Source organism: Bradyrhizobium sp. CCBAU 65884, assembly GCF_028128835.1.
Lineage (GTDB): Bacteria > Pseudomonadota > Alphaproteobacteria > Rhizobiales > Xanthobacteraceae > Bradyrhizobium > Bradyrhizobium ottawaense.
Genome location: NZ_LBJU01000128.1, coordinates 209,923 through 233,608, shown reverse-complemented (window position 1 = coordinate 233,608; position 23,686 = coordinate 209,923). Strand labels below are relative to the sequence as shown.

The window sequence follows — 23,686 nt, the reverse complement described above, 5'->3', positions numbered from 1 at the left end:
AGCGGTTTTCCGATAGGATCATGCTCCGATTAAAGAGGCCGCCGTTTGCGCGGCTTATATCGACGGGCGATCTCCTTCGCCACGACGCGCGCAGGCTTGACGTTGGCGCCGGCGATCCAGACCTCGCTGATCCTGCCGCGCTTGTCGCGGATACGGCGCACCGGCTCGCCATGGCTGGAATAGCCCGCAGCCCAGGCGAGCTTGCCGGTGTCGCGGCCGGTGACCTCGATCTCGGCGGCATCCATGAACGGATTGTTGAACTGCGGATTGGCGACGACCACGCGATTGCCCATCGGCACGAGGTCGCTCGCACCCCAGATCGTCCACCAGCGGCCGGTCCAGTCGCGCAGGCGCCGGTCGGCCGTGCCGCGCGCCTTGAACACGCGCAAGATCTGCATCGCGCCGTCCATCCAGAACGGTGCCGCGCCGTCGATGGAGTTGCTGAGGATGCTGATCGTGAGCTCGCAAGCGGGAATGGCGCAGGTGCGGGAGATGTAGCCCTGAAAGCCGCCGCCATGGCCGAACCAGTCCCAGCCGTCGGTCTTGCCGGCATTGACGCCGAGCCCGTAATAGCCCTCGAAGCCCTGCGGGATACGCCAATGGTGTCGCGTCATCTCGCGGCGGCTTGCGACCGAGAGCACGCTCTTCTTCGCATTGGGCGCAAGCTGCGCGAAGAAGCGTGCGGTGTCGCCGGCCGTCGCAACGAAGCCTGCAGCGGACGCCATCGCGTGCGCGGGATTGTCGCCGGGGATCACGCATCGTTCGCCGAACGGCAGCTTTCGCGTATGGCCGCGCGCGAACGATGCGCCTTTGGGAAGGGGCGCGTCCGGCTCGCTCTCGCGCAGGCCCGCGGGCTCGATGATCTCGCGCTTGATCCAGGCGGAGTAGGGCTGCTTGGTCACCGCTTCGATGACGAGGCCGAGCAGGCCAAAGCCGTGATTGGAATATTTGAAGCGCGTGCCGGGCTCGATCGCGGTCGGCAGCTTCAATTCCGCGAGCAACTCTCTCGCGTCGAGATAGGAACGGCGGTCGATGAACTGGCCGGAATCGGCGCCGTCGCGCGTCAGTCCGGCGCTGTGCGATAGCACCTGCGCGATCGTGGTCTCGGCGACGCGCGGATGCAGGCCACCGACATGTTGGCCGACCGGATCGTCGAGCCGGAGCTTGCGCTGTTCGCGCAGCTTCATGATGCCGGCCGAGGTGAAGCTCTTGGAGTGGGAGGCGATGCGGAAGCGGTGGCGCGGGGTGAGCTTCTCGCCGGTGTCGAGATTGGCGAGGCCAAACGCATGCTCGGCGACGATCTCGCCGCGATGGGCGAATGCGACGATGACGCCTGGCTGCTGGATTGTCGTCAGTTGGAATTCGATCCAGGAGCCGATGTAGTCGATCGCGGATCGCAGCCACGGGTCCATTGCACACCAATTTGCTGGGAAAATCGATGCGAGAGGCTAGCCGAGAAAGCCGAACGGGCACAACCGAAAGGTTGTGCCCGTTCGCGAGGTCGAAGATGCGATTGTCTCAGTAGACGAGCGTCGCGCCGGTCGGCTTGTCGAGCGCCGTGGCAAGCGAGCGATACTCGGAGCTGTCGGTGCCGGCGAGCGAGGCGATCTTGTTCAGATGATACTGCGCCTGTTCGCGGTTGCCCTGCTCGAGCTGCCAGAGGCCGTAATACTGCCAGGTGCGGACGTGGTTCGGATCGTCCTTCAGCGCCAGCTCGTAATAGACCTTCGATGACTGGTAGTCGCCGAGCTTGCGATAGGAGTAGCCGATCAGATTGGCGACGTCGGCGACGTCGTCGCGCTTGAGCGACTTCAGCTGATCGATCGCGCCGGTGTAGTCGTGGTTGTCGTAGATCGCCGTGTAGGCGGTGCGATAGGCGGCGAGGAATTTGGGATCGCTGACGGAAGAGCTCTTCTTCTTGCCCTTCTTGGACGAGGAGTCCGACTTCGGCGGCGGCGAGGGCTCGTCACTGCCGGCGGCATAGGCGCTGGACAGCACCGGCGCGGCCGCCAGCGACATGGCGACCAATCCCGGCACGACAAGCATTGAGAGTTTGCGCATCTAAATTCTCCCGAATGGAACGTGGCGATCCTACACGATTGCCCGAAGACCGGAACACCCGTCTGGCGAAAACATTCCCGCTTCGCACGATCTATTCGCCCGGGCGCAGATGACAAACTTGTCATCGAGATGAACGGAAGCCTGCAGGGGGCTTCAGACAGGGTTCAGCGCGCCGCCCCTAGGCTCCCACCCACGATCGAAGGGGAGGCGAGAGGGCGCCGCCTCAAGATCCTTCCAAGAGGAGACCACCATGTTGAAGACCATTTCCGCAGCCTTGCTCGCCGCTTCCGTGATCGCAGCCCCGGCCTTCGCTGCCGAGGCCGGCAAGACCACCACGGCCCCGGTGATCAAGGCGGACCAGAGCCAGACCAAGGCCTCGACCACCGCCGCAAAACCGGACACCGGCATCAAGGCCGATGCCAAGACCGACGCGAAGGCCGGCGACGTGAAGCCCGCCGACGTCAAGGCGGACGCCAAGGTGGATACCAAGTCGAAGGCGCTGAATGCCAACGCAGCGGTCACGCCCGACGAGCACAAGACCGTGCGGACGCATCGCCATCACCACAAGCATCTGTCGGCGAAGAAGTCGCTGAAGGCGCAGCCGGACCTCACCAAGCCGGCAACCACCGAGAAGCGCAGCTAACGACTGATCCTGCGCGGCGGCATCCCAAGCATTGCCCCGCCGCCGCGTCAGGACTTCAGACCCGGCCCGTCGTCTCGGCGCCTTGCGCGAAAGCGCGAGACGCCCGGCGGCGGGACGGTGCGTGCGTCGCAAAGCCCCGGGGACGCGAATTCCCTTTGCACGACCTTGCGGCTAGAACGTCCCCTTAGTCTGTTCGAGCGGGAGCGGGATCTGTGGGGCGATTGGCGAAACGTGCGGCGAGCTTGGCATCGGTCCTGCTATTGCCGTTGGCGCTCGCGGCGTGTTTCGGCAGCGACGGTGATCGTCCGACCATCATCGGGGGGACCCAGGCCGGAGGGCCGCAGCCGTTTCCCGACAATTTCCGCGGCGACATCCTGGCGCTGATGCGCACCTATCTGAACAACCCGGTCGGCGTGCGCGAGGCCAGCATGGCCGAGCCGGTCCAGCGCGAGGTCGGCGGCCGGCAGTTCTATGTGAGCTGTCTGCATTTCACCCCGCGCGAGACCGATGGCAGCTACAAGGCCATGCGGGAACGCGCTGTGATCTTCGTCAACGGACGGGCGGACCGCGTCGTCGACCGCACGAGCGAGCTCTGCGCCGGCGCGGTTTACGTACCCTTTCCGGAACTGGAAAAGATGACGCGGTAGCGCAAAGCCCGCCTTCATCGCCGGGTGTTAGAACGATGACTGCCGGAGCCGCTGGATCACATTTCGGCGAGCTTTGAACGGGGTGGTTCGACCTCGCGACAAATTGTTACGGCAGGCCCTGCGCAGACGACAAAATAGTCGGTGCAGGACGACGTGACGGAACAAAATCGCGTTGTTGCCCCTCCGTCACAGTCACGAGCGATCAACGTTCCGGCATCGCCGCGAAGCAACCCAATTCACGCCACGTTGTTTCCTGAGTGTCGCAAATGAAAGAACGGGGATGATCATGAAATCGATTTTGCTGGGTGCAGCTGCTCTGCTTGCGCTGGCCGCGCCGGCCGCCGCCGCGGACATGCAGCCGCGCACCTACGCCAAGGCCCCGGCCTACACGCCGCCGCAGCTGATCTATAACTGGACCGGTTTCTACATCGGCGGCCATGTCGGCGGCGCGTTCGCCGGCGACAGCAGCTTCCAGTCCAGCGACGCCCGCTTCCTCGGCGGCGTGCAGGGCGGCTTCGACTACCAGTTCGCGCCCAATTGGGTGGTGGGTATCGAGGCCCAGTATTCCTGGCTGCCGACCAACAACAACGGCGTCACGTTCCCGCTGGGCACGCAGGTGACCTCCAACACCGACCAGCTCGGGTCGGTGACCGGCCGCATCGGCTACACCTGGGGTCCGGCGCTGCTCTATGCCAAGGGCGGTTACGCCTGGCGCAATGGCGGCCTGGGCGTCAATGTCGCAGGCGTGCCGCAGGGCTTCACCACCACCGGCAACAGCAAGGACGGCTACACCGTCGGCGCCGGCCTCGAATACATGTTCGCGCCGAGCTGGTCGGCCAAGGCCGAGTACCAGTACTACAATTTCGGCAGCACCACCTTCACCTCCGGTCCGGCAGACATCGTCGGCGTTCGCGGCCGGGAGGACGAGCATACCGTCAAGGTCGGTGTGAACTACCGCTTCGGCTGGGGCGGTCCGGCAGCCTCGCGCTACTGACCCTCTACCGCGACCACGCTCTGACAAAGGCCGGCTTCCCGCCGGCCTTTCGTTTGTCAGCCTCTTGCCTGTCGGCCCCATGTTTGCTTTGCGTGAACCATCTGGCGCGTCATTTGCAGGAAAACATTCCGGCGGGCGCTTTCTCACGCGCGTCATGGGACTTGGGTAAAGCAAAAATAATTTTTGCCGCTTACGGAACTCGCGCTCCGGAAAGCGTTATATGAGAATTACCGGGCTGGTGGGACGACGGTCATGCGTATCTTGGTGTCGGCGGTGGTGCTCTCGTGCTTTGTCGGCCTGCCGTGCTCTGCACAGACAATCCTCAAATCCGAGCCTCTGATGCTGGCACCTTACGAGGTGGCCTTCGTCAAGGACGCGTCCTGCCCGTCGGGCAAGGTGCTCAAGGTCACCGGCGCGATCCGCGGGCTACATCGCCGCAAGGCCTGCGTGGCGCTGGCCGGTGAGCAGGCCTCGCTGGCAACCGCAACGCCCTGACCGCTTTGCGGCTTCCGCCGCCGGACCTCACGAATTCAGCTCGAGCTCCATCGTCGACTGGCGGTCGGCCTCGGCCTTGTTTTGGGCGGGGTCCTCACCTTGGGCGACCCGGCAGGGCTTAATCTCGTAGTCGTTGTCGAGCACCCGGCGTGGCCCGGGACGCTCCTCGTCGGCGCTGATGTCCACGACCAGACCGCTCCGATAAGCGAGCTTCCAGACGTCGGATTCGCTCGGATAGGCCTTGCTGATCTGGGCGTCGTTGCAGAACAAGGCGTAGGGCATTCTTCCCGCTCCCGGAAAGCGCATTAACGACCTCACGGGCCGGGGGTTCCGGGGGGCTGGCGATCACGGGCCCGTGATCCAAGCTAAAGCATGATCCGGAAAGCGAGCAACGATTTTCCGAAAAGATCATGCTTAAACAACAACTTAAAGCGCGATGACGATTCATCCTCATCGCATCGCGCTTTAGCCGGGACTTGAGTCCTTAACGAGTCCTGAATCGCGAAAAAAAGAATCCTTGGGACTCGTTTGGCGGAATCAGCGGATGTTTTCCGCCATGACGAGCGACCTGAAGACCTCCTGCGGGCACATGCTCCTGCCGCTGACGCTGGCGTTATTCGGCGCCTGCGCGGCCAATCTTTGGCTGGTGTGGTCCTGGCTGTAGGCCCCTGCGATGGGGGTGGCGCGTTATTTTCTGGCCGGTGGGGCCGGGGCGTCGTGGATGGCGGCGCGCAATCTGGTCAGGGTTTCGGCACAATATTCCTCGCGCTCGCGTTCGAACCGCTCCTGATGCTTGCGGAAATTGGCGATGCGGGCCTGCATCTCGGTGCGGAAATCACCGATCGCCCGCGGTGGCGGCGGAGGAGTGGGTGGGGGCGGTACCGGAGCTTGCGTGAGCTCGATCTCGACCGCGGCGGCCTCCACGGCAACGATCTCGACCGCGGCTGTCGTGGCAACCGGGGTCTCTTCCGGCTGAAGGACATCATCCTTCCTGCCGGTCACCGATTGGACGAAGGCCAGTGTCTGCGCGATCAGCGCGTCACGTTCCACGATCCATTTCATGATCCACCTCAGCCGGTCCCATTCCAGCAAAGCGGCTGCGGCGAATCAAGGCGGTAAACAAAGGATTGCATATTTTTCCCGGTCGCCCGAAAATAGGCAGATGGATTCCGGAAAAGAACGGTCGGACGAAGTGGAGGGCCTGAGGCTCATCCGCGCGTTCTTGTCGCTGCCGCCCGACAAGCGGGCGGAGGTGATCGCGTTCGTCGAGGAATTGGCGCGTGCGCATGGCCGGCCAGAGGAGGGCACGCAGGCGTCGCCGAGGTGAGCGCTATCGCTGGCGCGGATTGACGTTGGGCTCGAACGGTGCGCCAACCACCCGGACCGGTGTCTGAACCGGCGTCCGGGTGTCGTCGATCACGGCTGTCTCGGCGACCCGCTTTTCGGGGGCCGACCCAAGCATCGGCTCGAACAACATCAATGTCCCGGCCACGGCGACACAGCACAGCGTCACGGTCGCCAGCAGAAACATATTTCGGTTTTCTTCCCTGATCCGCATGGGCCAACAACGGCCGACGCCGAGGCGCGGTTCCCGTCTGGAATGTCGGGATCGCCCGCGCAACCGGTCGAAGCTTACGCGAAGCTTACGGCGAGGGCTCAAAAGGGTTATTTTTCCGTAAGATGACGCCCTCAATTTGCATTAAATCTTAACGCCCGCCGGTTCCAATGCACGCCGGGATAGGCGCAGAAAATCATTGGGACGGCTGCGATGAGCTTTTTGAACAATCTGAAGATCGTCTGGAAGGTCGCGCTGATCGTGACCGTGATGGGCTGTGCGATGATCGCCGTCGCGGCCTTTGGCGTGCGCGAACTCTCCGCGACCGTCGACGGTTTCGGCGAGCTCTCCGCCGCGCAATCTTCCGCTCTCAACCTCACCCGCGCCCAGCGCCGCGCCGAGACCTACCACGCGGCGCTCTATGCGATCTTCACCGAGGCAACCGAAGCAGGCAACGCCAAACGCCTCAAGACCGCGACCCAGAACCGCGACGAAATTCGTCAATTCCTCGATGCGGCCGAGCAGGACGACCCATCGCGTGCCGGCGAGCTGAAGGGCATCGGCGACCAGCTGAAAGCTGCGTTCACCGGCTGCGATCCGGTGCTCCAGGCCGGCTCACAGGCCAGCAGCACGGAAGAGAACGCCAGGGCAGCCGAACGCGCGCACAAGGAGTGCGATCCCGTGCTCGATGCGGCCCTGGCACGCATCGCCAAGTTCACGACCGAGACGACCCAGGCCGTGGCCAAGCGCAAGGACACCATCAGCCGCGACGCTCACGCCGCGACCTGGACCGTGATCGGCGTCAGCGCCGGCGGCCTGATCCTGGGCATTGCGATCGCGCTGTTCATCGGCCTCAAGGCGATGTCGCAGCCGATCGCCCGGCTCAAGCTCGCCATGGAGGGGCTTGCCCGCAACGATCTCAAGACCGAGGTGCCCGAGAAGGACCGGCGCGACGAGATCGGCGACATGGCCAAGACGGTCGAAGTGTTCAAGACCAATGCATTGGAAGTCGAGCGCCTCAAGGCTGCGCAGCTCGAAGTCGAGAAGCAGGCTGCCGAGCAGCGCCGCCGCGACATGGTCAACCTCGCCGACGGCTTTGAACGCGCCGTCGGCGAGATCATCGAGACGGTCGGATCTGCCTCTACCGAGCTCGAAGCGTCGTCCTCGACGCTGGCGACCACCGCGCAGCGCGCGCAGGAGCTGACCTCGGTCGTCGCAGTCGCGTCCGGCGAAGCCACCGGCAACGTGCAGTCGGTCGCGACCGCCACGGAGGAGCTGTCCTCCTCGGTCAACGAGATCAGCCGGCAGGTGCAGGAATCCGCGCGGATGGCGGGCGAAGCCGTCACCCAGGCCCGCACCACGACGGAGCGGGTCAGCGAGCTCTCGGTTGCCGCGACGCGGATCGGCGACGTCGTGGAGCTGATCAACACGATTGCCGGCCAGACCAACCTTTTGGCGCTGAACGCCACGATCGAAGCGGCGCGTGCCGGCGAGGCCGGCCGCGGTTTCGCGGTCGTCGCGTCCGAAGTGAAGACGCTGGCCGAGCAGACTGCGAAAGCGACCGGCGAGATCAGTCTGCAGATCTCCGGCATCCAGACCGCGACCCAGGAATCCGTCAACGCGATCCGCGATATCTCCGTGACCATCGAGCGGCTGTCGGAGGTGTCTTCGACCATTGCCGCGGCCGTCGAGGAGCAGGGCGCCGCCACCCAGGAGATCTCGCGCAACGTCCAGCAGGCCGCTCACGGCACCCAGCAGGTCTCCTCGAACATCACCGACGTGCAGCGCGGCGCAGCCGAGACCGGCTCGGCCTCCTCGCAGGTGCTCTCGACCGCCAAGATGCTGGCGACCGACAGCAACCGGCTGAAGGACGAGGTCGGGAAATTCCTGCGGACGGTGCGCACGGCCTGAGTGTGCGCGGCGGCTTTCATGCCGCGCCCTCGATCACGCCAGCAGGAAACCGAGCACGAACACGAACAGCATGGCCGTCATGACGACGGCGGCCACCGCGCCAGCGACGATCTTGGCCTTCTCGGAGCGAGGCGGGACGCATTGCATGCGCATGCTACCTCATGTTGAATTCCGATCCAATCTGTCGTGACGGTATGGCAGAATCCGGATTGAGCGGCGGAGGCTCGCAGTTTTGAATGCGACGCTCCGCCTGTCGTATTGGCATGCGACTTGATTTGAGGCTTGCTGATGATCTCCAATCGTCCTCCCGTGCTCGCCCACGAACGCTTCGTCGCCGACCGCGACAATTTCTCAGGGCTAGATCTCGCCGCACGGTTCGAGCGGATCGAGCGGACGAACCTTTGGGGCGCGGCCCGCTCGGTGTCGGGCCTCGGCTCGGAGGACACGGCCACCGCCGCGATCCGGGAGGCGCTTCCTTCGCTGCTGCAACGGCTCGGCGCGCGCGCGCTGCTCGATGCGCCCTGCGGCGATGCCGGCTGGATCGGCCGCGTCAAGCTCGACCTCGACTATATCGGCATCGACATCGTCCCGTCGCTGATCGAGACCAACAACGCGCGTGCGGCGCGCGGCGAATTGTCCGGCCGATTCCTGGTGGCCGATATCACGCGCGATGCACTGCCGCGTGCCGATCTGATCCTGTGCCGGGACTGCCTCGTGCATCTGAGTTTTCAGAACATCGCCCGCGCGATCGCCCGCTTTCGCGAGAGCGGCGCGCAATTCCTGCTCGTCACGACGTTTCCGGAGTGGGAGGACAATTGCGATTGCGAGGATGGCGACTGGCGCGCGCTCAACATGTCGAAGGCGCCGTTCGACTGGCCGGTGCCGCGCGAATTGATCGACGAGCGCTGCGAGGAGGGCGATGGCGGCTGGCGCGACAAGAGCCTCGGGCTCTGGCGGCTGGATGAGTTGCCGGATCGCGTCCGCACGGCCACGGATGTGTGACAGCTGCGAGCAGAACGTCCATTGCGTCCGCGCTCGCCCCGGCGATAGACTTTGGGTTGTGTAGCGATCTCGTATCGCGGTGACCTGCCGGAGCCTACCATGAGAGCATGTGCTGTCCTGGCCGCGTTGTTGATCTGGTGCAGCGCGCCGGCGCTGGCACAGCAGGAGGGTGCAGCACTCTATGCCGCGCATTGCGCGCAATGCCACGACGGCGATGTGCAGACCCGCGTGCCGGGCCGCGGCGCCATGCAGGCGATGTCGTTCGATCATGTGCTGGCGGCGTTGACCTCCGGCAGCATGGCGGCGATGGCAAAGGATCGCAGCGACGCGGAACGCCGCGCGATCGCGTCTTTCGTCACCGGCAAGATCGCGGCCGGCGGCGTTGCGGCCGACGCGGAAGGCCGTTGTACGCAGCAGGCCAGCGGTTTTCCGCAAGCCCTTGACGGTCCGCGCTGGAACGGATGGGGCGTCGACACCAACAACAGCCGATTCCAGCCCGCCGACATGGCGGGGCTGACGGCGGAGCAGGTGCCGCGCCTGCGGTTGAAATGGGCCTATGCATTCCCCGGCGCCTCGGTGTCGTTTGCGCCGCCGACCATCGTGGGCGGAATGCTGTTCATCGGCGGCACCGATCGCAAGGTGCACGCGCTCGACGCGCGCAGCGGCTGCACGCTGTGGACGCTGGCGATCGATGCGGCGGTGCGGGCCGCGATCAGCTTTGCACCACTTCCGGGCTCCGACCAGTTCGCGATCTTCTTCGGCGATTTGCGCGCCAACGCCTATGCCGTGAACGCGCTGACCGGGGCGCTGATCTGGAAGACGAAGGTCGAGGAGCATGCCGCCGCGCGCATCACCGGCGCGCCGACGCTGCATTCCGGCGTGCTCTACGTGCCGGTGTCCTCGCTCGAGGAAGCCGCCGGCTCGCAGGCGAGTTACGAATGCTGCACCTTCCGCGGCAGCGTGGTGGCGCTCGACGCCGCGACCGGCAAGCTGGTCTGGCAGGCCTATACGATTCCGGAAGTGCCGCATCCCACCGGCAAGAATGCCAGGGGCACGCAGCTGTTCGGTCCGTCGGGCGCTGCGATCTGGTCGGCGCCGACGATCGATGTGAAGCGCAATGCCGTCTATGTGGCGACCAGCAATTCCTACTCGAACCCGCCGGCGGCAACCGCCGATGCGATCCTCGCTTTTGAGCTTGGGACCGGGAAGCTGCTCTGGAAGCAGCAGGCCACGCCCAAGGATGCCTTCGTCGTGGCGTGCTTCACCGCGGACAAGTCCAATTGCCCGGAGGATCACGGACCCGATCACGATTTCGGCCAGTCGCCGATCCTCGTGACCTTGCGCGATGGCAGGCGCGTGCTCGTCATCGCGCAGAAGTCCGGCGTCGTGCACGCGCTTGATCCTGACGACGGCGGCAAGATCCTGTGGCAGACCCGGATCGGGAAGGGCGGAGCGCTCGGCGGCAGCGAATGGGGCTCGGCCGCGGACGGTGAGCGCATCTATGTCGCCAACTCCGACGTGCGCTTCATGCGTGACGGCACGCGGCAACTCGATTCCACGCAAGGCGGCGGCCTGTTCGGCCTCGACCTCGTCAGCGGCAAGATTGCCATGGAAGTGCCGCCGGTCGCCTGCGGCGACCGCCCCAAATGCAGCCCCGCGCTCTCGGCAGCGGTGAGCCTGATTCCGGGCGTGGTGTTCTCCGGCGGCGTCAGCGGCTTCCTGCGCGCCTATGCCACCGACGGCAAGCTGCTCTGGCAGTTCGACACCGCGCAGGATTTCAAGGCCGTGAACGGCGTCCCCGCCCATGGCGGCGCAATCGACGGTCCCGGGCCGGTCATCGCCGGCGGCATGCTCTACACCAATTCCGGCTACGGCCAATGGAGCGGCGTCGCCGGCAACGTGCTGCTGGCGTTCGAGGTGGGAACGGAGTGAGAATTTCGCCGCTGTGTCCCGGACGCGCTGCAACGCTTTCAGCGTTGCTGCGCCAGAGCCGGGACCCAGAAGCGGCCCACAGCAATGCGGCGCGATAGGCCCCGGCTCTGCAGCGCATCGCCGAAGAGGCGCTGCACTGCGTCCGGGGCACGGGTCGCCTTTTCAATTCGCATCCGTCCAGCAGGGAGAGCAAATTCGATGATCGATGCCAGATGCCGCTGCGGTGCTCTTTCGCTGTCGCTGCCGGGACCATCGCAGCTCGTCGTCGCCTGTCATTGCCTCGACTGTCAGCGACGAACCGGCGCGCCGTTCGGCGTGGGTGCGTTCTATCCGGCGCACGCTGTCACGATCGCGGGACCGTCAAAGGAGTACGTTCGGACAGCCGCGAGCGGCGGCAAGGTCCGCAGCTATTTTTGTCCCGACTGCGGTTCGACCGTCTATTGGCAAGCCGAGAATCTGCCGGGGATGATCGGCGTTGCCGTCGGCGCGATCGCAAATCCGGATTTTCCGCCGCCGATCAGATCGGTGTTCGAGCAGTCCAAGCATGGCTGGGTGGAGATGTCAGGTGCCGAGCACTTCCAGCAAGGCAGCGCGCCGAAGCATTCGAGCCGAGACCTGTACGCCAGATGCTGGTGCCGGCTGAGGGGATTGAACCCCCGACCTTCGGTTTACAAAACCGCTGCTCTACCGCTGAGCTAAGCCGGCGACGCGGGCAGGGCCGGCATGGGCCGGGGTGTCCACCCGTTGCGCGCCGCAATACCAGACTTGATCGGAAAGTGCCAGAACCGGAAAGGCCGTCGCCGCGAACATGAATCAGGCGGCCCGGAGGCCGCCTGATCTCTCGCATCGATTTAGATCGCCTTACTGGCAGATGTGCCGGCGGCCGTCTGCGCCCTTGAACCAGGTGCCAGGCGTACATACGAAGCCGTTACGCTGGGCGTAGGTGCGGGTGTCCCAGCCACGATTGTCCCAGCCGCGGTTGTCCCACGAATTGTCGTAGGCGTAGGAATTGTCCCAGGCGCGGAACGGCGCGCTGGCAATCGCGCCCGCGGTGCCGATCGCGGCGCCGGCTACGCCGGCTGCGACGTCGGTCGGCCAGAAGCCGGTGCGGCTCCTGTTCCAATCGTTATTCCAGTCGCCATTGGTCTGACGATAGGACACGCGGCGCTGACGGTATCCGCTGTCGGTGTATGGATTTCCCGGGCCGAGATTCTGGCAATTGGCGTTGGGGAATTGCGCCGAGCAGCGGCCGGGATTGGTGACGACGGCCTGCGCCATGGCAGAGCCTGCCAGCATGGTCGCCGCAATCGTCGTCGCTCCAAGAAGTTTGATGTTCATGGTTGTTGGCTCCCATTTTGTTGACGGGGGCTAAACGCTTGCGGCGCCGGACGTTCCGATGAAACCGGTGGATTTTGCAAGCAAACGGTCAAACGGATGTGAGCGCACGGTGCGGTTCCGTGCGGCGAGTCACACGCCGTTAACGCTTCGCTCATTCGCTTTGCGGCATTTGAGCGGCCCGCAATCCTTACACATTAGGCTTACCGGAATTTGGTGAGCGGGCCTTAACCCTCTCTGCGCCGCGATCGGATAGGTTGCCGCCGCATAACCGGGGTCCCCCTCATGCGCATTGTGGCGCTCGCTGCCTTTCTGATCGGACTGCCTGCGACGGCGTTTGCCGGCGAAGGCTTCGATATCGTCGTGCCCGGCCGGCCCGGCGTGCCGATCATCATCAACAACATCGACGCGTCCTATGCCGTGGTCGAGGGTGTCTGGGGCCTGGGCAAGAACCAGCAGGTGCAGCCCACGATCTATGGCGGGCGCTATGTCGCCGAGCGGCAGCCTGCCGACGTCGGCCATTATTATCCGACGCTGGGCCTGCGGCCCGGTTACGGCCGGCTCGAGGTCGAGCCGCCCGCGAACCGAAAATTGCCGAAGCCCGCCGAGAGCTATCACCAGAGCTGGGGCGCGCAATCGGCGCCGCTGCCGCCGCAGATGGACGTGCCCGTCGATCCGCCGCCGGTGATCCTCGCGCCTGAAATCAACGATCGTCCGCGGCCACCGCGACCGCGGCCGCATGTCCAGGTCCCCGGCAAACCGCCGGGTTAAGAAACGTCAAAATCCAACAAACAGAAATCAACAGGAGAGAGTAATGCGTCAAATGATTTCGGGACTGGTTGCGGCGGCTGCCGTGATGTTCGTCGCCACGGCACCCGCCGCGGCGTGCGGCTTCAACCCGTGCCAGCCGGTCGCGCCGGTCTATTCCGGCTGCAACACCGGTTGCGGCGGCTACGGCTATGGCTATGGCTATGGCGCCTATGAGCGTCTCGCCGAGCCGGCCACGCAGTATTATCACGTCAACCAGGGCCCGACCTATACCGGCCCGGGCGCCTTCGCGCCGTATCCGACCTATCGTGAAGACGCGGTCGTCGCGCCCGCCAATTACGGCTACGGCTATCGCGCCGCCGTGGCTCCCTATCACCGCCCGTACTACCGTCCGTACCGCTACGGCTACGGCCCGCGCTACGGCTATCTGCCGCGCGTGCACTACGGCCATGGTCCGCGCTACGGCTACGCCCACCGTCACGCGCCGGCGCCGTACTATGGCGGTCACCGCGTGCTGCGCCGCTATTACTGATCCTTGATCGGTTGAGCTGACGAGACGCCCGTTCGCACGATGCGGACGGGCGTTTTGCTTTTCTGATTATGTGCGGGCGCGATCAATCAGGTCGATAGCCCGCCTACGCCTGACGGCTACGGCGTGGCAGCCTTCGCTCGCTTCGCTGAATGATGATCTGGATTGGCTTGCCAGGCCGAAGCTCGCGAAGCGAGCGAAGGCTGGTGGGGGAGGCAGGACTCGAACCTGCGAAGCCATGAGGCGGCTGATTTACAGTCAGCTCCCTTTGCCACTCGGGACACTCCCCCGCTCGACGGCAGCACAATCGGGCCGGACCTTGCCGGCGACCGAAGACGGCCATGGAACGTGAAGGCCGCGACAGCCCGGATGGGGGCGCGACCGGGCGCGGTTATGGGCGATCCGGTGGGGCAAAGTCAACCGAGGCGAACAGCTAAAATCGCCTTCGAAGCCACCCAAATTGCCATATTCCGGCACCCGTGACACAAGCGAGCCCATGAAGGATCGAAAATTCACCCCCAGGGGCCCCCGCGGCGGGGCTAAGCCCTTCAACAGACCCGGGAAATCGGCCGGCCGGCCGGCCTGGCGCGACCGCGATTCGCACGCCGACGGGCCGGTCATCCTCTATGGCTGGCACACCGTCACCATGGCGCTGGCCAACCCGGAGCGACGGATCCGCAAGCTGACGCTGACCGAGAACGCTGCGAAGCGACTTGCGGACGAGAATATCGAGACCCGCGTCACGCCCGAGATCGTCCGGCCCCAGGAGATCGACCGTCTGCTCTCGCCCGATGCCGTGCATCAGGGCCTGCTTGCGGAAGCCGATCCTCTGCCTTCGCCTGATATCGAGACCTTGAAGCAGGAAGGCATGGTGCTGGTGCTCGACCAGATCACCGACCCGCACAATGTCGGCGCGATCCTGCGCTCTGCCGCAGCGTTCGCGGTGAAGGCGATTGTCACCACTGCCCGCCACAGCCCGGAAGCCACCGGCGTGCTCGCCAAGGCCGCCTCCGGCGCGCTGGAACTGGTGCCTGTTGTGACCGTGCAGAACCTCGCGCGCGCCCTGACCACGCTGAATGAAATCGGCTTCCAGACCGTCGGGCTGGACAGCGAAGGCAGCGCGGATCTCAGCGACGTCGCGCTGCGCGAGCCGCTCGCGCTGGTGTTAGGGGCCGAAGGCAAGGGCCTGCGGCAATTGACCCGCGAGACCTGCAGCGTCGTGGCGCGGCTCGACATGCCCGGCGAGATCAAGAGCCTCAACGTCTCCAACGCCGCCGTGCTCTCGCTCTATGTCGGCGCGAGCCGGCTCGGGCTGATGAAGTAGGCGGGGCCTCAAGCCGCTACCCCATCATCTCCCGCACCATCGGCACCACCTTGCGCCCATAAAGCTCGATGCTCTTCATCAGCTTCTGATGCGGCAAGGGACCCGCCGAATACTTCAGCTGAAACCGCGCAATGCCGAGCGTCTTCGCCGTCCTGGCGATCTTGCGCGCCACCGTTTCCGGCGAGCCGGCATAGAGCGAGCCGTGCTCGACCTCGCTCGCGAACTCGTCGCGGCCCATCGGCGGCCAGCCGCGTTCCTTGCCGATGCGGTCGCGCATGGCCTTGTAGTCGGGCCATAGCTCCTCGCGCGCCTCTTCATCCGTCTCGGCGACATAGCCGGGCGAGTGCACGCCGATCGGCTGCGCGGGGCGGCCGAACTCCTTGGCGGCGCGGTGATGGAGATCGACGAACGGCGCAAAGCGCGCGGGATCGCCGCCGATGATCGCGAGCATCAAAGGCAGGTCGTAATGCGCAGCGCGCACCACCGATTGCGGGCTGCCGCCGACGCCGATCCAGGTTTTAAGCCGGCCGTTCTCGACCGGGGGATAGACCAGCTGATCCCGCAGCGGCGGACGCAGCTTGCCCTCCCAGCTCACCGGCTTCTGCGCCAGCAGGGCAGCAAACAGGTCCAGCTTCTCCTCGAACAGCTCTTCGTATTTGCGCAGGTCGAAACCGAACAACGGAAAGGATTCAGTGAACGAGCCGCGGCCGAGGATCACCTCGGCGCGTCCGTTGGAGAGCGCGTCCAGCGTGGCGAAGCGCTGGAAGACGCGGATGGGATCGTCCGAAGACAGCACCGTTACGGCCGAGCCGAGATGGATGCGCTTGGTCCGCGATGCGATCGCGGCGAGCACGGTCTCCGGCGAGGAGATCGCAAAATCGGCGCGGTGGTGTTCGCCGAGGCCGATGAAGTCGAGGCCGAGTTCGTCGGCCAGCACCGCTTCGTCGACGACGTTGCGGATCACCTGCGCGTGCGGAAGCATGGCGCCTGCGGCATCCCTGGTGACGTCGCCAAAAGTATCCAGTCCGAATTGAAGCGATGCGGTCATCGGTGAGGTCTCTGCGGGCGCAGCTTGCGCTTGTCGCTGTGGGAGGGAATCGTCTGCGATGGAGCTAGGCCGCGGCGGCCGGTGCAACAATGCTGCTTTGAGAAACCCACCGTTTCCTCTTTGGATCGTGCCAGGCCCGCGCCCGTACGCTCAGTCGGACCTGGTGAACATCTCGACCAGGGTCTCGCGCAGCCAGCGCTGCGCCGGCACGGTGTCGTTGCGCTGGTGCCAGAACAGGCTGACGATGCGCGGCGGCGCCTTGAGCGGCAGCGGCATGGCGTGCAGGAACGGCGCGTGCCGGGATTGCGAGCGCAGATCGCTCGGCAGCACCGCGATCAGGTCGGACTGGCGCACCACCTCGTAAGCGGCGCTGTAGTGATTGACGGTCGCGACCAGATTGCGCGACAGCCCGCGCGAAGCGAGGAAGAGGTCGTAGGACGGCAGGGTCTTGCCGGCGAGGCTGACGTCGACATGGCCTGCGCCGAGGAAGCTGCGCGTGCTGAGCCGCTTCTGGGCGGCGAGCGGATGGCCGCGCCGCATGAAGCAGGCATAGTCGACCGTCCACAGCGAGCGCGAGCGGATGGCCGCCGGCTGCTGCGCCTCGTTGACATAGACGCTGAGCACGCAATCGACGCGATTGTCTTCGAGCTGATCGGCGATCTCCAGAATGGTGTTGGGGACGGTGTGCACGCGCGCCTTGGGCGCGACCTTGCCGAAATGGCCGAGCAGATTCGGCATCACCAGCGAGGCGACGTAATCCGACATCGACAGGCTGAACTCGGTCTGCGCGCGGCGCGGATCGAACACCTGCTCGTCGAGCGCGCCGCGGACGGTTTCGAGTGCCTCGCCGATCGGCTCCCACAGCACCACGGCGCGCTGGGTCGGACGGATGCCGGTGCCGGACCTGACGAACAGGGGATCGCCGAGCGCGTCGCGCAGCCGCGCCAGCGCGTTGCTGACCGCCGGCTGCGTCATCAGCAGTGCGTTGGCGGCGCGCGTCACGCTGCCCTCGGTCATCAGGGCTTCGAAGACTTTCAGCAGGTTGAGGTCGAGCGATCGAAACGACAGAACATTCACCGTGGTGATGTATGGGATCACGATTATAAATTATGACGATAATATCTCTTTGTCTATGGTTCCCCCAGGGACTTGCGGATGCCGGGCCGCCGGACAGAGGGGACTTACATGTCGATGATCTCGGCGCGCATCGAGCGCCTGCCATTCGCACGCTTCCACACGCATCTGTTGTTGATGGGCGGGCTCGGCTACATGTTCGACGCGATGGACGCCGCCGTGCTGGCGTTCATCCTGCCGGTGCTGCGCACCGCCTGGAATCTGACGAGCGTGCAGATCGGCGTGCTCGGCAGCAGCACCTATATCGGCTTCCTGTTCGGCGCGTTGCTGGCGGGCACGCTCGGCGACCTGATCGGACGCCGCGCGGTGATGATGTCGGCGCTGGCGCTCTATTGTGCCGCATCGATCGTCAGCGCCGCCGTGGACAGCTGGCCGTCCTTCTTCGCCGCCCGCGTTGTCGCGGGCATGGGCACCGGCGCCGAGAGCGCGATCATCGCGCCTTATCTCGCCGAGTTCGTGGCGCGGCGCTTCCGCGGCAGCTTCACCGGCGCGCTGGCCGGGTTCTTCTCCTTCGGCTTCGTCGCGGCGGCCTTGCTCGGCTACTTCATCGTTCCCGCCTATGAGAACGGCTGGCGCATCGTGCTGGTGATCACCGCGGTGCCGGTCGTCATGCTGCTCTGGTGGCGCCGGGCGCTGCCGGAATCGCCGCGCTGGCTGGAAAGCCGGGGCAGGGCGAAGGAAGCCGAAGCGGTGCTGGACAGGATCGAAGCCGGCTTCGCGCGCCAGGGGCATGTGCTGCCGCAGCCGGTCGTCGACGCGGTCAGCCCGCCCGTCGCCGGGGGAACGTTGCTTGCCAATTTCGCGGCGCTTCTGGCGCCCCGGCAGGCGCGCATCACCGTCATGACCTGGATCATGTGGCTTGCGATCACCTTCAGCTATTATTCCTTCTTCGTCTGGATTCCCGGCCTCCTGGTCCAGAACGGCATGAGCATCACCAAGAGCTTCGCCTATTCGCTCGCGATCTATTGCGCGCAGATCCCCGGCTATTTCAGCGCCGCGTATTTCAACGAGCGCATCGGCCGGCAGGCGACCATTGCGTCCTACATGGTGCTCGGCGGTATCAGCGCGCTCGGACTCGCTTTCGCGCAGAGCGACCAGCACATCATGGTCGCGGGGATCCTGCTGTCGTTCTTCATGAACGGCACCTATGCCGGCGTCTATGCCTATACGGCGGAGGTGTTCCCGACGCCGGTGCGGACCACCGGCGCCGGCCTTGCCTCGGCGATCGGCCGCATCGGCGCGATCGTCTCGCCGATCCTGGTCGGCTACCTCTATCCCAATTTCGGCTTTGCCGGCGTGTTCGGGATCACCACCAGCGTTCTGCTGATCGGTGCGCTCACCGTCGTGGTGATGGGCGTGCCGACGCGCGGCCGTTCGCTGGAAGACATTGCGGCGGGCGAAGTCGCATGAGGGCAACGACGCGCCCGCCCGATCCGCTGCTCAACGCCGTGGCGGCGGCGCAGGGCAGGGCGGATCAGCCGGAGGCGCTGTTCTCGGCGATGGACCAAGCCTTGAAATCGGCGATCGGGCACAAGCTGTTCACGATCCTGACCTATGACGACGATACGGGCGAAGCGGCGCGGATCTATTCCAATCTCCCCGGGCCTTACCCGACGGGCGGCCGCAAGCGGCTGGCGCCGGGCCCCTGGACCGAGGCCGTGCTCGACCGCGGCGAGGCCTATATCGGCCGCACTCTCGATGATCTGCGCAATGTGTTCGCCGATCACGAGCTGATCGCTTCACTCGGCTGCGAGAGCGTGCTCAACATGCCCGTGCGCTGGCGCGGGCGCACGCTCGGCTCGCTCAACCTGCTCCATGAAGCGGGCTGGTACGGCGCGGACGATGCCGCCGCGTGTCTTCCATTTGCCCAGCTCGCATTGCCCGCGCTGCTCACACAGTCCTGACCAGACAGGAAACGACCATGCCCAGCACCCTCTTCAAAAACGCCGCTCTGCTTGATCCGCTTCAGCCGGATTTGCTGGAGGGCCATCACGTGCTGGTCGAGGACAATGTGGTCAGGGAGGTCTCGGACCGGCCGCTCCAGGCTTCAGTCGACCGCACCATCGACCTCAACGGCAAGACGCTGATGCCCGGCCTGATCGACCTGCATGTCCATGCGGTGGCGGTCGAGCTCAATCTGTCGCAGCAGGTGCACATGCCGAACGTGCTGGTGACGCTGCGCTCGACGCTGCTGCTGCGCGGCATGCTTCGGCGTGGCTTCACCACCGTTCGCGACGCCGGCGGCGCCGGCCATGCGCTGAAGCAGGCGATCGAGACCGGTCTCACCGACGGCCCGCGGCTCTTCGTCTCCGGCCGCGCGCTGAGCCAGACCGGCGGGCATGGCGACATGCGGGCACGTTCGGATTACCTCGCCAGCGACGCACCGTGCCCCTGCTGCGTGCGCGTCGGCGCGCTGGCGCGCGTTGCCGACGGCGTCGACGGCGTGCGCAAGGCGGCGCGCGAGGAGCTGCAGATGGGCGCCGACCAGATCAAGATCATGGCGTCCGGCGGCGTCGCGTCACCGACCGATCCGGTCGGCGCCTTCGGCTACTCCGAGGACGAGATCCGCGCCATCGTCGAGGAGGCGCGCGGGCGCCAGACCTATGTGCTCGCCCACGCCTATACCGCCGCCGCGATCGAGCGCGCGGTTCGCTGCGGCGTGCGCACCATCGAGCACGGCAATCTGGTCGATGCTCCGACCGCGCGCCTGATGGCCGAGAAGGGCGCCTATGTGGTGCCGACGCTCGTCACCTACGAGGCGCTGGCCAACGAGGGCGCGCAATATGGCCTGCCGCCCGAGAGCGTCGCCAAGATCGCCGATGTCCGCGACGCCGGCCTGCGTTCGCTCGCGATCTATCGCGACGCCGGCGTGAAGATGGGGTTCGGCAGCGACCTGCTCGGGCCGTCGCAGCGCCTGCAGAGCGACGAATTCCGGATCCGCGCCGAGATTCTCGGTCCGCGCGCGGTGATCGCCAGCGCCACGGTAATCGGCGCCGAGGTGCTCGGCATGGAGGGCAAGCTCGGCCGCATCGTGCCCGAGTCGATCGCGGACCTGCTGGTGGTCGACGGCAATCCGCTGCGCGACGTCGCCTGCCTGCTCGGCCAGGGCGAGCATATTCCACTGGTGATGAAGGCGGGCAAGGTCCAGTTCGACAGGCTGAACACGTAGCTGCCGCTGCGTCACGGACGCCCTCGCGCCGCTCGTGCGTCCTATGTCGAGATGCGCACGACCATCTTGCCGAGCGCCCCGCGCGTCTGCATGGTCCTGAACGCTTCCCGGAAATCGCCCAGCGCGAAGACGCGACCGACCACAGGCTTCAGCTGGCCGTCGGCAAGCCAGCCCGTCAACTGCAACATCAGGCGCTTCTGCACCTCGGGCTCGCGCAACGGGATCTGTGCGAGGTCGACACCGAGCAGGGCGCCGCCCTTCAGCAGTGGCAGGTTGAACGGCAGTGCGGGGATTGCGCCGGCGGCAAAACCGACCACGAGATGACGGCCACGCCAGGCGATGGAGCGAAAGGCCTGCACCGAGATCTCGCCGCCGACGGGGTCGAAGATCACGTCAGCGCCGTGTCCTCCCGTCAATTCCTTCAGTGTGTCGCGCCAGCCAGTCTGCGTGTAGTCGATCACAGCGTCGGCGCCGTGCGCCAGCGCGAACGCGCGCTTGTCCGGTGTCGATGCTGCTGCGATCACACGGGCGCCAAGCAGCTTGCCGATCTGGACTGCCGCAATTCCGGTGCCGCCAGCTGCGCCCAGCACCAGAAGCTGTTCCCCTGCGACCAGCATGGCGCGTGAGCTGAGCGCATAGAGGGCGGTCAGATAGTTGGCGCGAAACGAAGCGGCGACTTCGGCCGCGACGCCGTCGGGCAGGGGATGGAGCGCTTCGGGTCTGACGACGATCTCTTCGGCAAGCGCGCCCGAGCGCGTCATCCCCATCACGCGCATGCCGGGCTGATAGCCGCCGGGTGCGCCGGGCGCGTCCGTCACCACGCCCGCGAACTCCGTCCCGGGAATGAAGGGCAGGGGATCTTTGGTCTGATAGCGTCCCTCGATCTTCAAGCCGTCGACGAAGCCGATCCCGGCAGCTTCCACGCGGATGCGCAATTGTCCCGGTTCCATGGACGGCGGCGGGACGTCCTTCAGTTCGATCTGATCGATCGGTGCGTATTGCTCGACGACGACGGCTTTCATGTCGGACCTCTGTTGTTCCGGTTATCCTGACAGGTCCCGACACGAGCCTCTTGTGTCTACCGCCACATCCCGCGCATACGCGCGCCGATGTCGACCTTCGGCCCCTGCGCCGCGGTGCGGGCCGCGCCCGCGGCAGCCTTCGGCCAGGCGGTGCGCTCGAACAGATAGACCAGCTGCTCCGGAATGAAGCGGGTGCGCGAGGCGTAGACGTGGCGGTCGCCCTTGGCTTGCTGGCCGTGGACGAAGAAGCGCTGGGGGACGACGAGGTGCAGATCGTCCTTGGCCCGGGTCATCGCGACATAGAGCAGGCGTCGCTCCTCTTCCAGCTCGGCGCTGGTGCCGGCGCCGAGATCGGACGGCATGCAGCCGTCGACGACGTTGAGCACGAACACCGATTTCCACTCCTGGCCCTTGGCGGAGTGGATGGTGGACAGGATCAGATAATCCTCGTCGCGCAACGGCGGCCCGGATTTGTCGCTGGTCGCGTCCGGCGGGTCGAGCGTGAGCTCGGTCAAAAATTTCTCGCGAGAGGCATAGCCGCTGGCGATCTGCTCGAGCTGCATCAGATCGGCGCGGCGCGTCTCGGAATCCTCGTGGAGGCGATCGAGATGCGGCTCGTACCAGAGTCGCACGCGTTCGAGATCGACCGGCCATTCCGAATAGCGCAAATTCCCGACGGTGCGGACGAAGTCGGTCCAGTCGGCGCCGGTGCGCGCGGGCACCGGGAGCTGGCCGAGTGCGGCGAGCGGATCGGTGCTTTCCGCCATGTGGTCGAGCACGCGCTGCGCGGTCGCGGGTCCGATGCCGGGCAAGAGGTGCAGGATGCGGAAGCCGGCGACGCGGTCGCGCGGGTTCTCGGTAAAGCGCAGCAGCGCCAGCACGTCCTTGACGTGCGCGGCGTCGAGGAATTTCAGCCCGCCGAACTTGACGAACGGAATGTTGCGGCGGGTCAGCTCGATCTCGAGCGGGCCTGAATGCGAGGACGTCCGGAACAGCACCGCCTGGTGCTTGAGCAGCGCGCCTTGCTCGCGGTTCGCCAGCACCTCTTCGACGATGTAGCGCGCCTGGTCGGCCTCATCGTGCACGGTGACAAGCTGCGGCTTGTGCGAGGCGGCGCGGTCGGTCCAGAGATTCTTGGTGAAGCGCTCGCGCGCGAGCCCGATGACGCCGTTGGCCGCAGCCAGCACGGTCTGCGTCGAGCGATAGTTGCGGTCGAGCGTGATCATTTCGGCGCGGGGCGAGAAGCTCTGCGGGAAATCCAGGATGTTGCGCACGGTGGCGGCGCGGAACGAATAGATCGACTGGGCGTCGTCGCCGACCACGGTGAGCCCGCGTCCGTCGGGCTTGAGCGCCAGGAGGATTGAGGATTGCAGGCGGTTGGTGTCCTGGTATTCGTCGACCAGCACGTGATCGAAGCGGCCGCCGATCTCCTCGGCGATCAGCGCATCGCTCATCATCTGCGACCAGTACAGCAACAAATCGTCGTAATCGAGCACGTGCTGGGCTTGCTTGGCCTCGACATAGGCCGCGAACAGGCCCTTCAGCTCGGCGGCCCAGCCGGCGCACCAGGGATAGTGCACCCCCAGCACCTTCTCGATCTCCATCTCGGCGTTGACGCAGCGCGAGTAGATCGACAGGCACGTGCCCTTGGCGGGGAAGCGGCTCTCGGTCTTCGACAGGCCGCGCTCGTGCCGGACGAGGTTCATCAGGTCGGCGGAATCCTCGCGGTCGTGGATGGTGAAGGCGGGATCGACGCCGATCCGTTCGGCATATTCGCGGAGCAGACGCGCGCCGATGCCATGGAAGGTGCCGGCCCAGCTGAGCGCATCGCGCATGATGGCGGCGTTGTTCTCGCCCAGCACCTTGCGGGCGATGCGCTCGACCCGGCCGGCCATCTCGGCCGCCGCGCGGCGGGAGAAGGTCATCAACAGGATGCGGCGTGGATCGGCGCCGGCGACGATCAGATGCGCGACGCGATGGGCCAGCGTGTTGGTCTTGCCGGAGCCGGCGCCGGCAATCACCAGCAGGGGAGCGCCCACGGTCGCGCCATCGGCCACGCCATGCTCGACGGCGCGGCGCTGCTCCGCATTGAGCGTGTCCAGATATGTCGCCACGAA

24 protein-coding genes, 2 tRNA genes and 1 pseudogene are annotated in these 23,686 nt (G+C 65.7%); 15 read left to right on the top strand and 12 right to left on the bottom strand.

What is annotated here, in order from left to right; translation table 11 throughout:
- Positions 1–29: 29 nt before the first annotated feature.
- Both XI03_RS30470 and XI03_RS30465 read right to left on the bottom strand, forming a co-directional pair.
- Positions 30–1,412 (bottom strand): serine hydrolase domain-containing protein, encoded by a 1,383-nt coding sequence (locus XI03_RS30470; RefSeq protein ID WP_271594179.1) that lies wholly within the window; start codon positions 1,410–1,412, stop codon positions 30–32.
- Positions 1,413–1,518: 106 nt separating this feature from the next.
- Positions 1,519–2,061, bottom strand: a complete 543-nt coding sequence (locus tag XI03_RS30465) for a tetratricopeptide repeat protein (protein WP_028141095.1) — start codon at positions 2,059–2,061, stop codon at positions 1,519–1,521.
- Positions 2,062–2,311: 250 nt separating this feature from the next.
- Between XI03_RS30465 and XI03_RS30460 the strand changes: the two genes are divergently transcribed.
- The 4 genes from XI03_RS30460 to XI03_RS30445 all read left to right on the top strand — a co-directional run bounded on the left by XI03_RS30460 (position 2,312) and on the right by XI03_RS30445 (position 4,840).
- Complete coding sequence (locus XI03_RS30460) at positions 2,312–2,704, top strand: His-rich protein BRANT (protein WP_271594178.1); 393 nt, start codon at positions 2,312–2,314, stop codon at positions 2,702–2,704.
- 212 nt (positions 2,705–2,916) lie between these two features.
- Positions 2,917–3,351 carry a hypothetical protein gene (locus XI03_RS30455; RefSeq protein ID WP_179879913.1) on the top strand — a complete coding sequence of 145 codons (435 nt, stop codon included), beginning with the start codon at positions 2,917–2,919 and terminating at the stop codon, positions 3,349–3,351.
- Positions 3,352–3,637: 286 nt separating this feature from the next.
- Positions 3,638–4,345, top strand: coding sequence for an outer membrane protein (locus XI03_RS30450; RefSeq protein ID WP_028141092.1), 708 nt, complete (start codon positions 3,638–3,640; stop codon positions 4,343–4,345).
- Between the two features lie 252 nt (positions 4,346–4,597).
- Positions 4,598–4,840, top strand: coding sequence for a DUF6719 family protein (locus XI03_RS30445; RefSeq protein ID WP_028141091.1), 243 nt, complete (start codon positions 4,598–4,600; stop codon positions 4,838–4,840).
- A gap of 27 nt (positions 4,841–4,867) precedes the next feature.
- Here the strand turns inward: XI03_RS30445 and XI03_RS30440 are convergent, their stop codons facing one another.
- A complete protein-coding gene (locus tag XI03_RS30440; RefSeq protein WP_028141090.1) occupies positions 4,868–5,122 on the bottom strand; it encodes a hypothetical protein in 255 nt (84 codons plus the stop codon).
- A 405-nt stretch (positions 5,123–5,527) separates the two neighbouring features.
- Complete coding sequence (locus XI03_RS30435; protein WP_271594177.1) at positions 5,528–5,902, bottom strand: hypothetical protein; 375 nt, start codon at positions 5,900–5,902, stop codon at positions 5,528–5,530.
- Between XI03_RS30435 and XI03_RS30430 the strand changes: the two genes are divergently transcribed.
- Positions 5,901–6,167 (top strand): hypothetical protein, encoded by a 267-nt coding sequence (locus tag XI03_RS30430; RefSeq protein ID WP_131233057.1) that lies wholly within the window; start codon positions 5,901–5,903, stop codon positions 6,165–6,167. The genes XI03_RS30435 and XI03_RS30430 overlap by 2 nt on opposite strands.
- A gap of 3 nt (positions 6,168–6,170) precedes the next feature.
- On the opposite strand, the gene XI03_RS30425 is transcribed toward XI03_RS30430, so the two are convergent.
- Complete coding sequence (locus XI03_RS30425) at positions 6,171–6,371, bottom strand: hypothetical protein (protein WP_038950518.1); 201 nt, start codon at positions 6,369–6,371, stop codon at positions 6,171–6,173.
- A 237-nt stretch (positions 6,372–6,608) separates the two neighbouring features.
- Here XI03_RS30425 and XI03_RS30420 point away from each other — a divergent pair, with 237 nt between their 5' ends.
- The 4 genes and pseudogenes from XI03_RS30420 to XI03_RS40600 all read left to right on the top strand — a co-directional run.
- Positions 6,609–8,306 carry a methyl-accepting chemotaxis protein gene (locus XI03_RS30420; protein ID WP_212475366.1) on the top strand — a complete coding sequence of 566 codons (1,698 nt, stop codon included), beginning with the start codon at positions 6,609–6,611 and terminating at the stop codon, positions 8,304–8,306.
- A gap of 288 nt (positions 8,307–8,594) precedes the next feature.
- Entirely contained in the window at positions 8,595–9,308 is a 714-nt protein-coding gene (locus XI03_RS30415) for a class I SAM-dependent methyltransferase (RefSeq protein ID WP_271594176.1), read from the top strand.
- Between the two features lie 99 nt (positions 9,309–9,407).
- Positions 9,408–11,240 (top strand): outer membrane protein assembly factor BamB family protein, encoded by a 1,833-nt coding sequence (locus XI03_RS30410; protein ID WP_271594175.1) that lies wholly within the window; start codon positions 9,408–9,410, stop codon positions 11,238–11,240.
- Between the two features lie 84 nt (positions 11,241–11,324).
- Positions 11,325–11,765: pseudogene (locus XI03_RS40600) on the top strand (GFA family protein); the annotation flags it as partial.
- Positions 11,766–11,870: 105 nt separating this feature from the next.
- On the opposite strand, the gene XI03_RS30405 reads toward XI03_RS40600, so the two are convergent.
- Together XI03_RS30405 and XI03_RS30400 are read right to left on the bottom strand one after the other, a co-directional pair.
- Positions 11,871–11,945: transfer RNA gene (locus XI03_RS30405), tRNA-Thr, on the bottom strand.
- A gap of 156 nt (positions 11,946–12,101) precedes the next feature.
- Positions 12,102–12,578 (bottom strand): hypothetical protein, encoded by a 477-nt coding sequence (locus XI03_RS30400; protein WP_271594174.1) that lies wholly within the window; start codon positions 12,576–12,578, stop codon positions 12,102–12,104.
- Positions 12,579–12,860: 282 nt separating this feature from the next.
- Here XI03_RS30400 and XI03_RS30395 point away from each other — a divergent pair, with 282 nt between their 5' ends.
- Both XI03_RS30395 and XI03_RS30390 read left to right on the top strand, forming a co-directional pair.
- Positions 12,861–13,346, top strand: a complete 486-nt coding sequence (locus XI03_RS30395) for a hypothetical protein (protein WP_152102768.1) — start codon at positions 12,861–12,863, stop codon at positions 13,344–13,346.
- Between the two features lie 43 nt (positions 13,347–13,389).
- The gene (locus tag XI03_RS30390; protein ID WP_095426198.1) at positions 13,390–13,875 is read left to right on the top strand and encodes a hypothetical protein; all 486 of its coding nucleotides are present in this window, start codon (positions 13,390–13,392) and stop codon (positions 13,873–13,875) included.
- 201 nt (positions 13,876–14,076) lie between these two features.
- Here the strand turns inward: XI03_RS30390 and XI03_RS30385 are convergent.
- A tRNA-Tyr gene (locus XI03_RS30385) sits at positions 14,077–14,162 on the bottom strand.
- Positions 14,163–14,368: 206 nt separating this feature from the next.
- Between XI03_RS30385 and rlmB the strand changes: the two genes are divergently transcribed.
- Positions 14,369–15,196 (top strand): 23S rRNA (guanosine(2251)-2'-O)-methyltransferase RlmB, encoded by an 828-nt coding sequence (rlmB, locus tag XI03_RS30380; protein WP_161966418.1) that lies wholly within the window; start codon positions 14,369–14,371, stop codon positions 15,194–15,196.
- Positions 15,197–15,212: 16 nt separating this feature from the next.
- On the opposite strand, the gene XI03_RS30375 is transcribed toward rlmB, so the two are convergent.
- Together XI03_RS30375 and XI03_RS30370 are read right to left on the bottom strand one after the other, a co-directional pair.
- Positions 15,213–16,244, bottom strand: a complete 1,032-nt coding sequence (locus XI03_RS30375) for an LLM class flavin-dependent oxidoreductase (RefSeq protein WP_028141080.1) — start codon at positions 16,242–16,244, stop codon at positions 15,213–15,215.
- 150 nt (positions 16,245–16,394) lie between these two features.
- Positions 16,395–17,342 carry a LysR family transcriptional regulator gene (locus XI03_RS30370; protein WP_256379470.1) on the bottom strand — a complete coding sequence of 316 codons (948 nt, stop codon included), beginning with the start codon at positions 17,340–17,342 and terminating at the stop codon, positions 16,395–16,397.
- 87 nt (positions 17,343–17,429) lie between these two features.
- Here XI03_RS30370 and XI03_RS30365 point away from each other — a divergent pair, with 87 nt between their 5' ends.
- The 3 genes from XI03_RS30365 to XI03_RS30355 are packed head-to-tail and all read left to right on the top strand — an operon-like array spanning position 17,430 to position 20,547.
- The gene (locus XI03_RS30365; RefSeq protein WP_028141078.1) at positions 17,430–18,788 is read left to right on the top strand and encodes an MFS transporter; all 1,359 of its coding nucleotides are present in this window, start codon (positions 17,430–17,432) and stop codon (positions 18,786–18,788) included.
- Complete coding sequence (locus XI03_RS30360) at positions 18,785–19,282, top strand: GAF domain-containing protein (RefSeq protein ID WP_271594173.1); 498 nt, start codon at positions 18,785–18,787, stop codon at positions 19,280–19,282. The genes XI03_RS30365 and XI03_RS30360 overlap by 4 nt, the downstream gene beginning before the upstream one ends.
- A 17-nt stretch (positions 19,283–19,299) precedes the next feature.
- Positions 19,300–20,547 carry a metal-dependent hydrolase family protein gene (locus XI03_RS30355; protein ID WP_271594172.1) on the top strand — a complete coding sequence of 416 codons (1,248 nt, stop codon included), beginning with the start codon at positions 19,300–19,302 and terminating at the stop codon, positions 20,545–20,547.
- 41 nt (positions 20,548–20,588) lie between these two features.
- Here XI03_RS30355 and XI03_RS30350 read toward each other — a convergent pair whose 3' ends face one another.
- Both XI03_RS30350 and XI03_RS30345 read right to left on the bottom strand, forming a co-directional pair.
- Positions 20,589–21,569 (bottom strand): NADPH:quinone oxidoreductase family protein, encoded by a 981-nt coding sequence (locus XI03_RS30350; RefSeq protein WP_271594171.1) that lies wholly within the window; start codon positions 21,567–21,569, stop codon positions 20,589–20,591.
- 56 nt (positions 21,570–21,625) lie between these two features.
- Complete coding sequence (locus tag XI03_RS30345) at positions 21,626–23,683, bottom strand: ATP-dependent helicase (RefSeq protein ID WP_271594170.1); 2,058 nt, start codon at positions 23,681–23,683, stop codon at positions 21,626–21,628.
- Between the last annotated feature and the right edge of the window lie 3 nt (positions 23,684–23,686).

Bases quoted from the DNA above. Each gene is read 5' to 3' on its own strand.
- XI03_RS30410 (WP_271594175.1), top strand. From the start codon at position 9,408: ATGAGAGCATGTGCTGTCCTGGCCGCGTTGTTGATCTGGTGCAGCGCG.
- XI03_RS30425 (WP_038950518.1), bottom strand. From the start codon at position 6,371: ATGTTTCTGCTGGCGACCGTGACGCTGTGCTGTGTCGCCGTGGCCGGG.
- XI03_RS30360 (WP_271594173.1), top strand. From the start codon at position 18,785: ATGAGGGCAACGACGCGCCCGCCCGATCCGCTGCTCAACGCCGTGGCG.
- XI03_RS30440 (WP_028141090.1), bottom strand. From the start codon at position 5,122: ATGCCCTACGCCTTGTTCTGCAACGACGCCCAGATCAGCAAGGCCTAT.
- XI03_RS30400 (WP_271594174.1), bottom strand. From the start codon at position 12,578: ATGAACATCAAACTTCTTGGAGCGACGACGATTGCGGCGACCATGCTG.
- XI03_RS30365 (WP_028141078.1), top strand. From the start codon at position 17,430: ATGTCGATGATCTCGGCGCGCATCGAGCGCCTGCCATTCGCACGCTTC.
- XI03_RS30470 (WP_271594179.1), bottom strand. From the start codon at position 1,412: ATGGACCCGTGGCTGCGATCCGCGATCGACTACATCGGCTCCTGGATC.
- XI03_RS30375 (WP_028141080.1), bottom strand. From the start codon at position 16,244: ATGACCGCATCGCTTCAATTCGGACTGGATACTTTTGGCGACGTCACC.
- XI03_RS30420 (WP_212475366.1), top strand. From the start codon at position 6,609: ATGAGCTTTTTGAACAATCTGAAGATCGTCTGGAAGGTCGCGCTGATC.
- XI03_RS30460 (WP_271594178.1), top strand. From the start codon at position 2,312: ATGTTGAAGACCATTTCCGCAGCCTTGCTCGCCGCTTCCGTGATCGCA.
- XI03_RS30350 (WP_271594171.1), bottom strand. From the start codon at position 21,569: ATGAAAGCCGTCGTCGTCGAGCAATACGCACCGATCGATCAGATCGAA.
- XI03_RS30415 (WP_271594176.1), top strand. From the start codon at position 8,595: ATGATCTCCAATCGTCCTCCCGTGCTCGCCCACGAACGCTTCGTCGCC.
- XI03_RS30465 (WP_028141095.1), bottom strand. From the start codon at position 2,061: ATGCGCAAACTCTCAATGCTTGTCGTGCCGGGATTGGTCGCCATGTCG.
- XI03_RS30395 (WP_152102768.1), top strand. From the start codon at position 12,861: ATGCGCATTGTGGCGCTCGCTGCCTTTCTGATCGGACTGCCTGCGACG.
- XI03_RS30445 (WP_028141091.1), top strand. From the start codon at position 4,598: ATGCGTATCTTGGTGTCGGCGGTGGTGCTCTCGTGCTTTGTCGGCCTG.
- XI03_RS30355 (WP_271594172.1), top strand. From the start codon at position 19,300: ATGCCCAGCACCCTCTTCAAAAACGCCGCTCTGCTTGATCCGCTTCAG.
- XI03_RS30435 (WP_271594177.1), bottom strand. From the start codon at position 5,902: ATGAAATGGATCGTGGAACGTGACGCGCTGATCGCGCAGACACTGGCC.
- XI03_RS30390 (WP_095426198.1), top strand. From the start codon at position 13,390: ATGCGTCAAATGATTTCGGGACTGGTTGCGGCGGCTGCCGTGATGTTC.
- XI03_RS30430 (WP_131233057.1), top strand. From the start codon at position 5,901: ATGATCCACCTCAGCCGGTCCCATTCCAGCAAAGCGGCTGCGGCGAAT.
- XI03_RS30450 (WP_028141092.1), top strand. From the start codon at position 3,638: ATGAAATCGATTTTGCTGGGTGCAGCTGCTCTGCTTGCGCTGGCCGCG.
- rlmB (WP_161966418.1), top strand. From the start codon at position 14,369: ATGAAGGATCGAAAATTCACCCCCAGGGGCCCCCGCGGCGGGGCTAAG.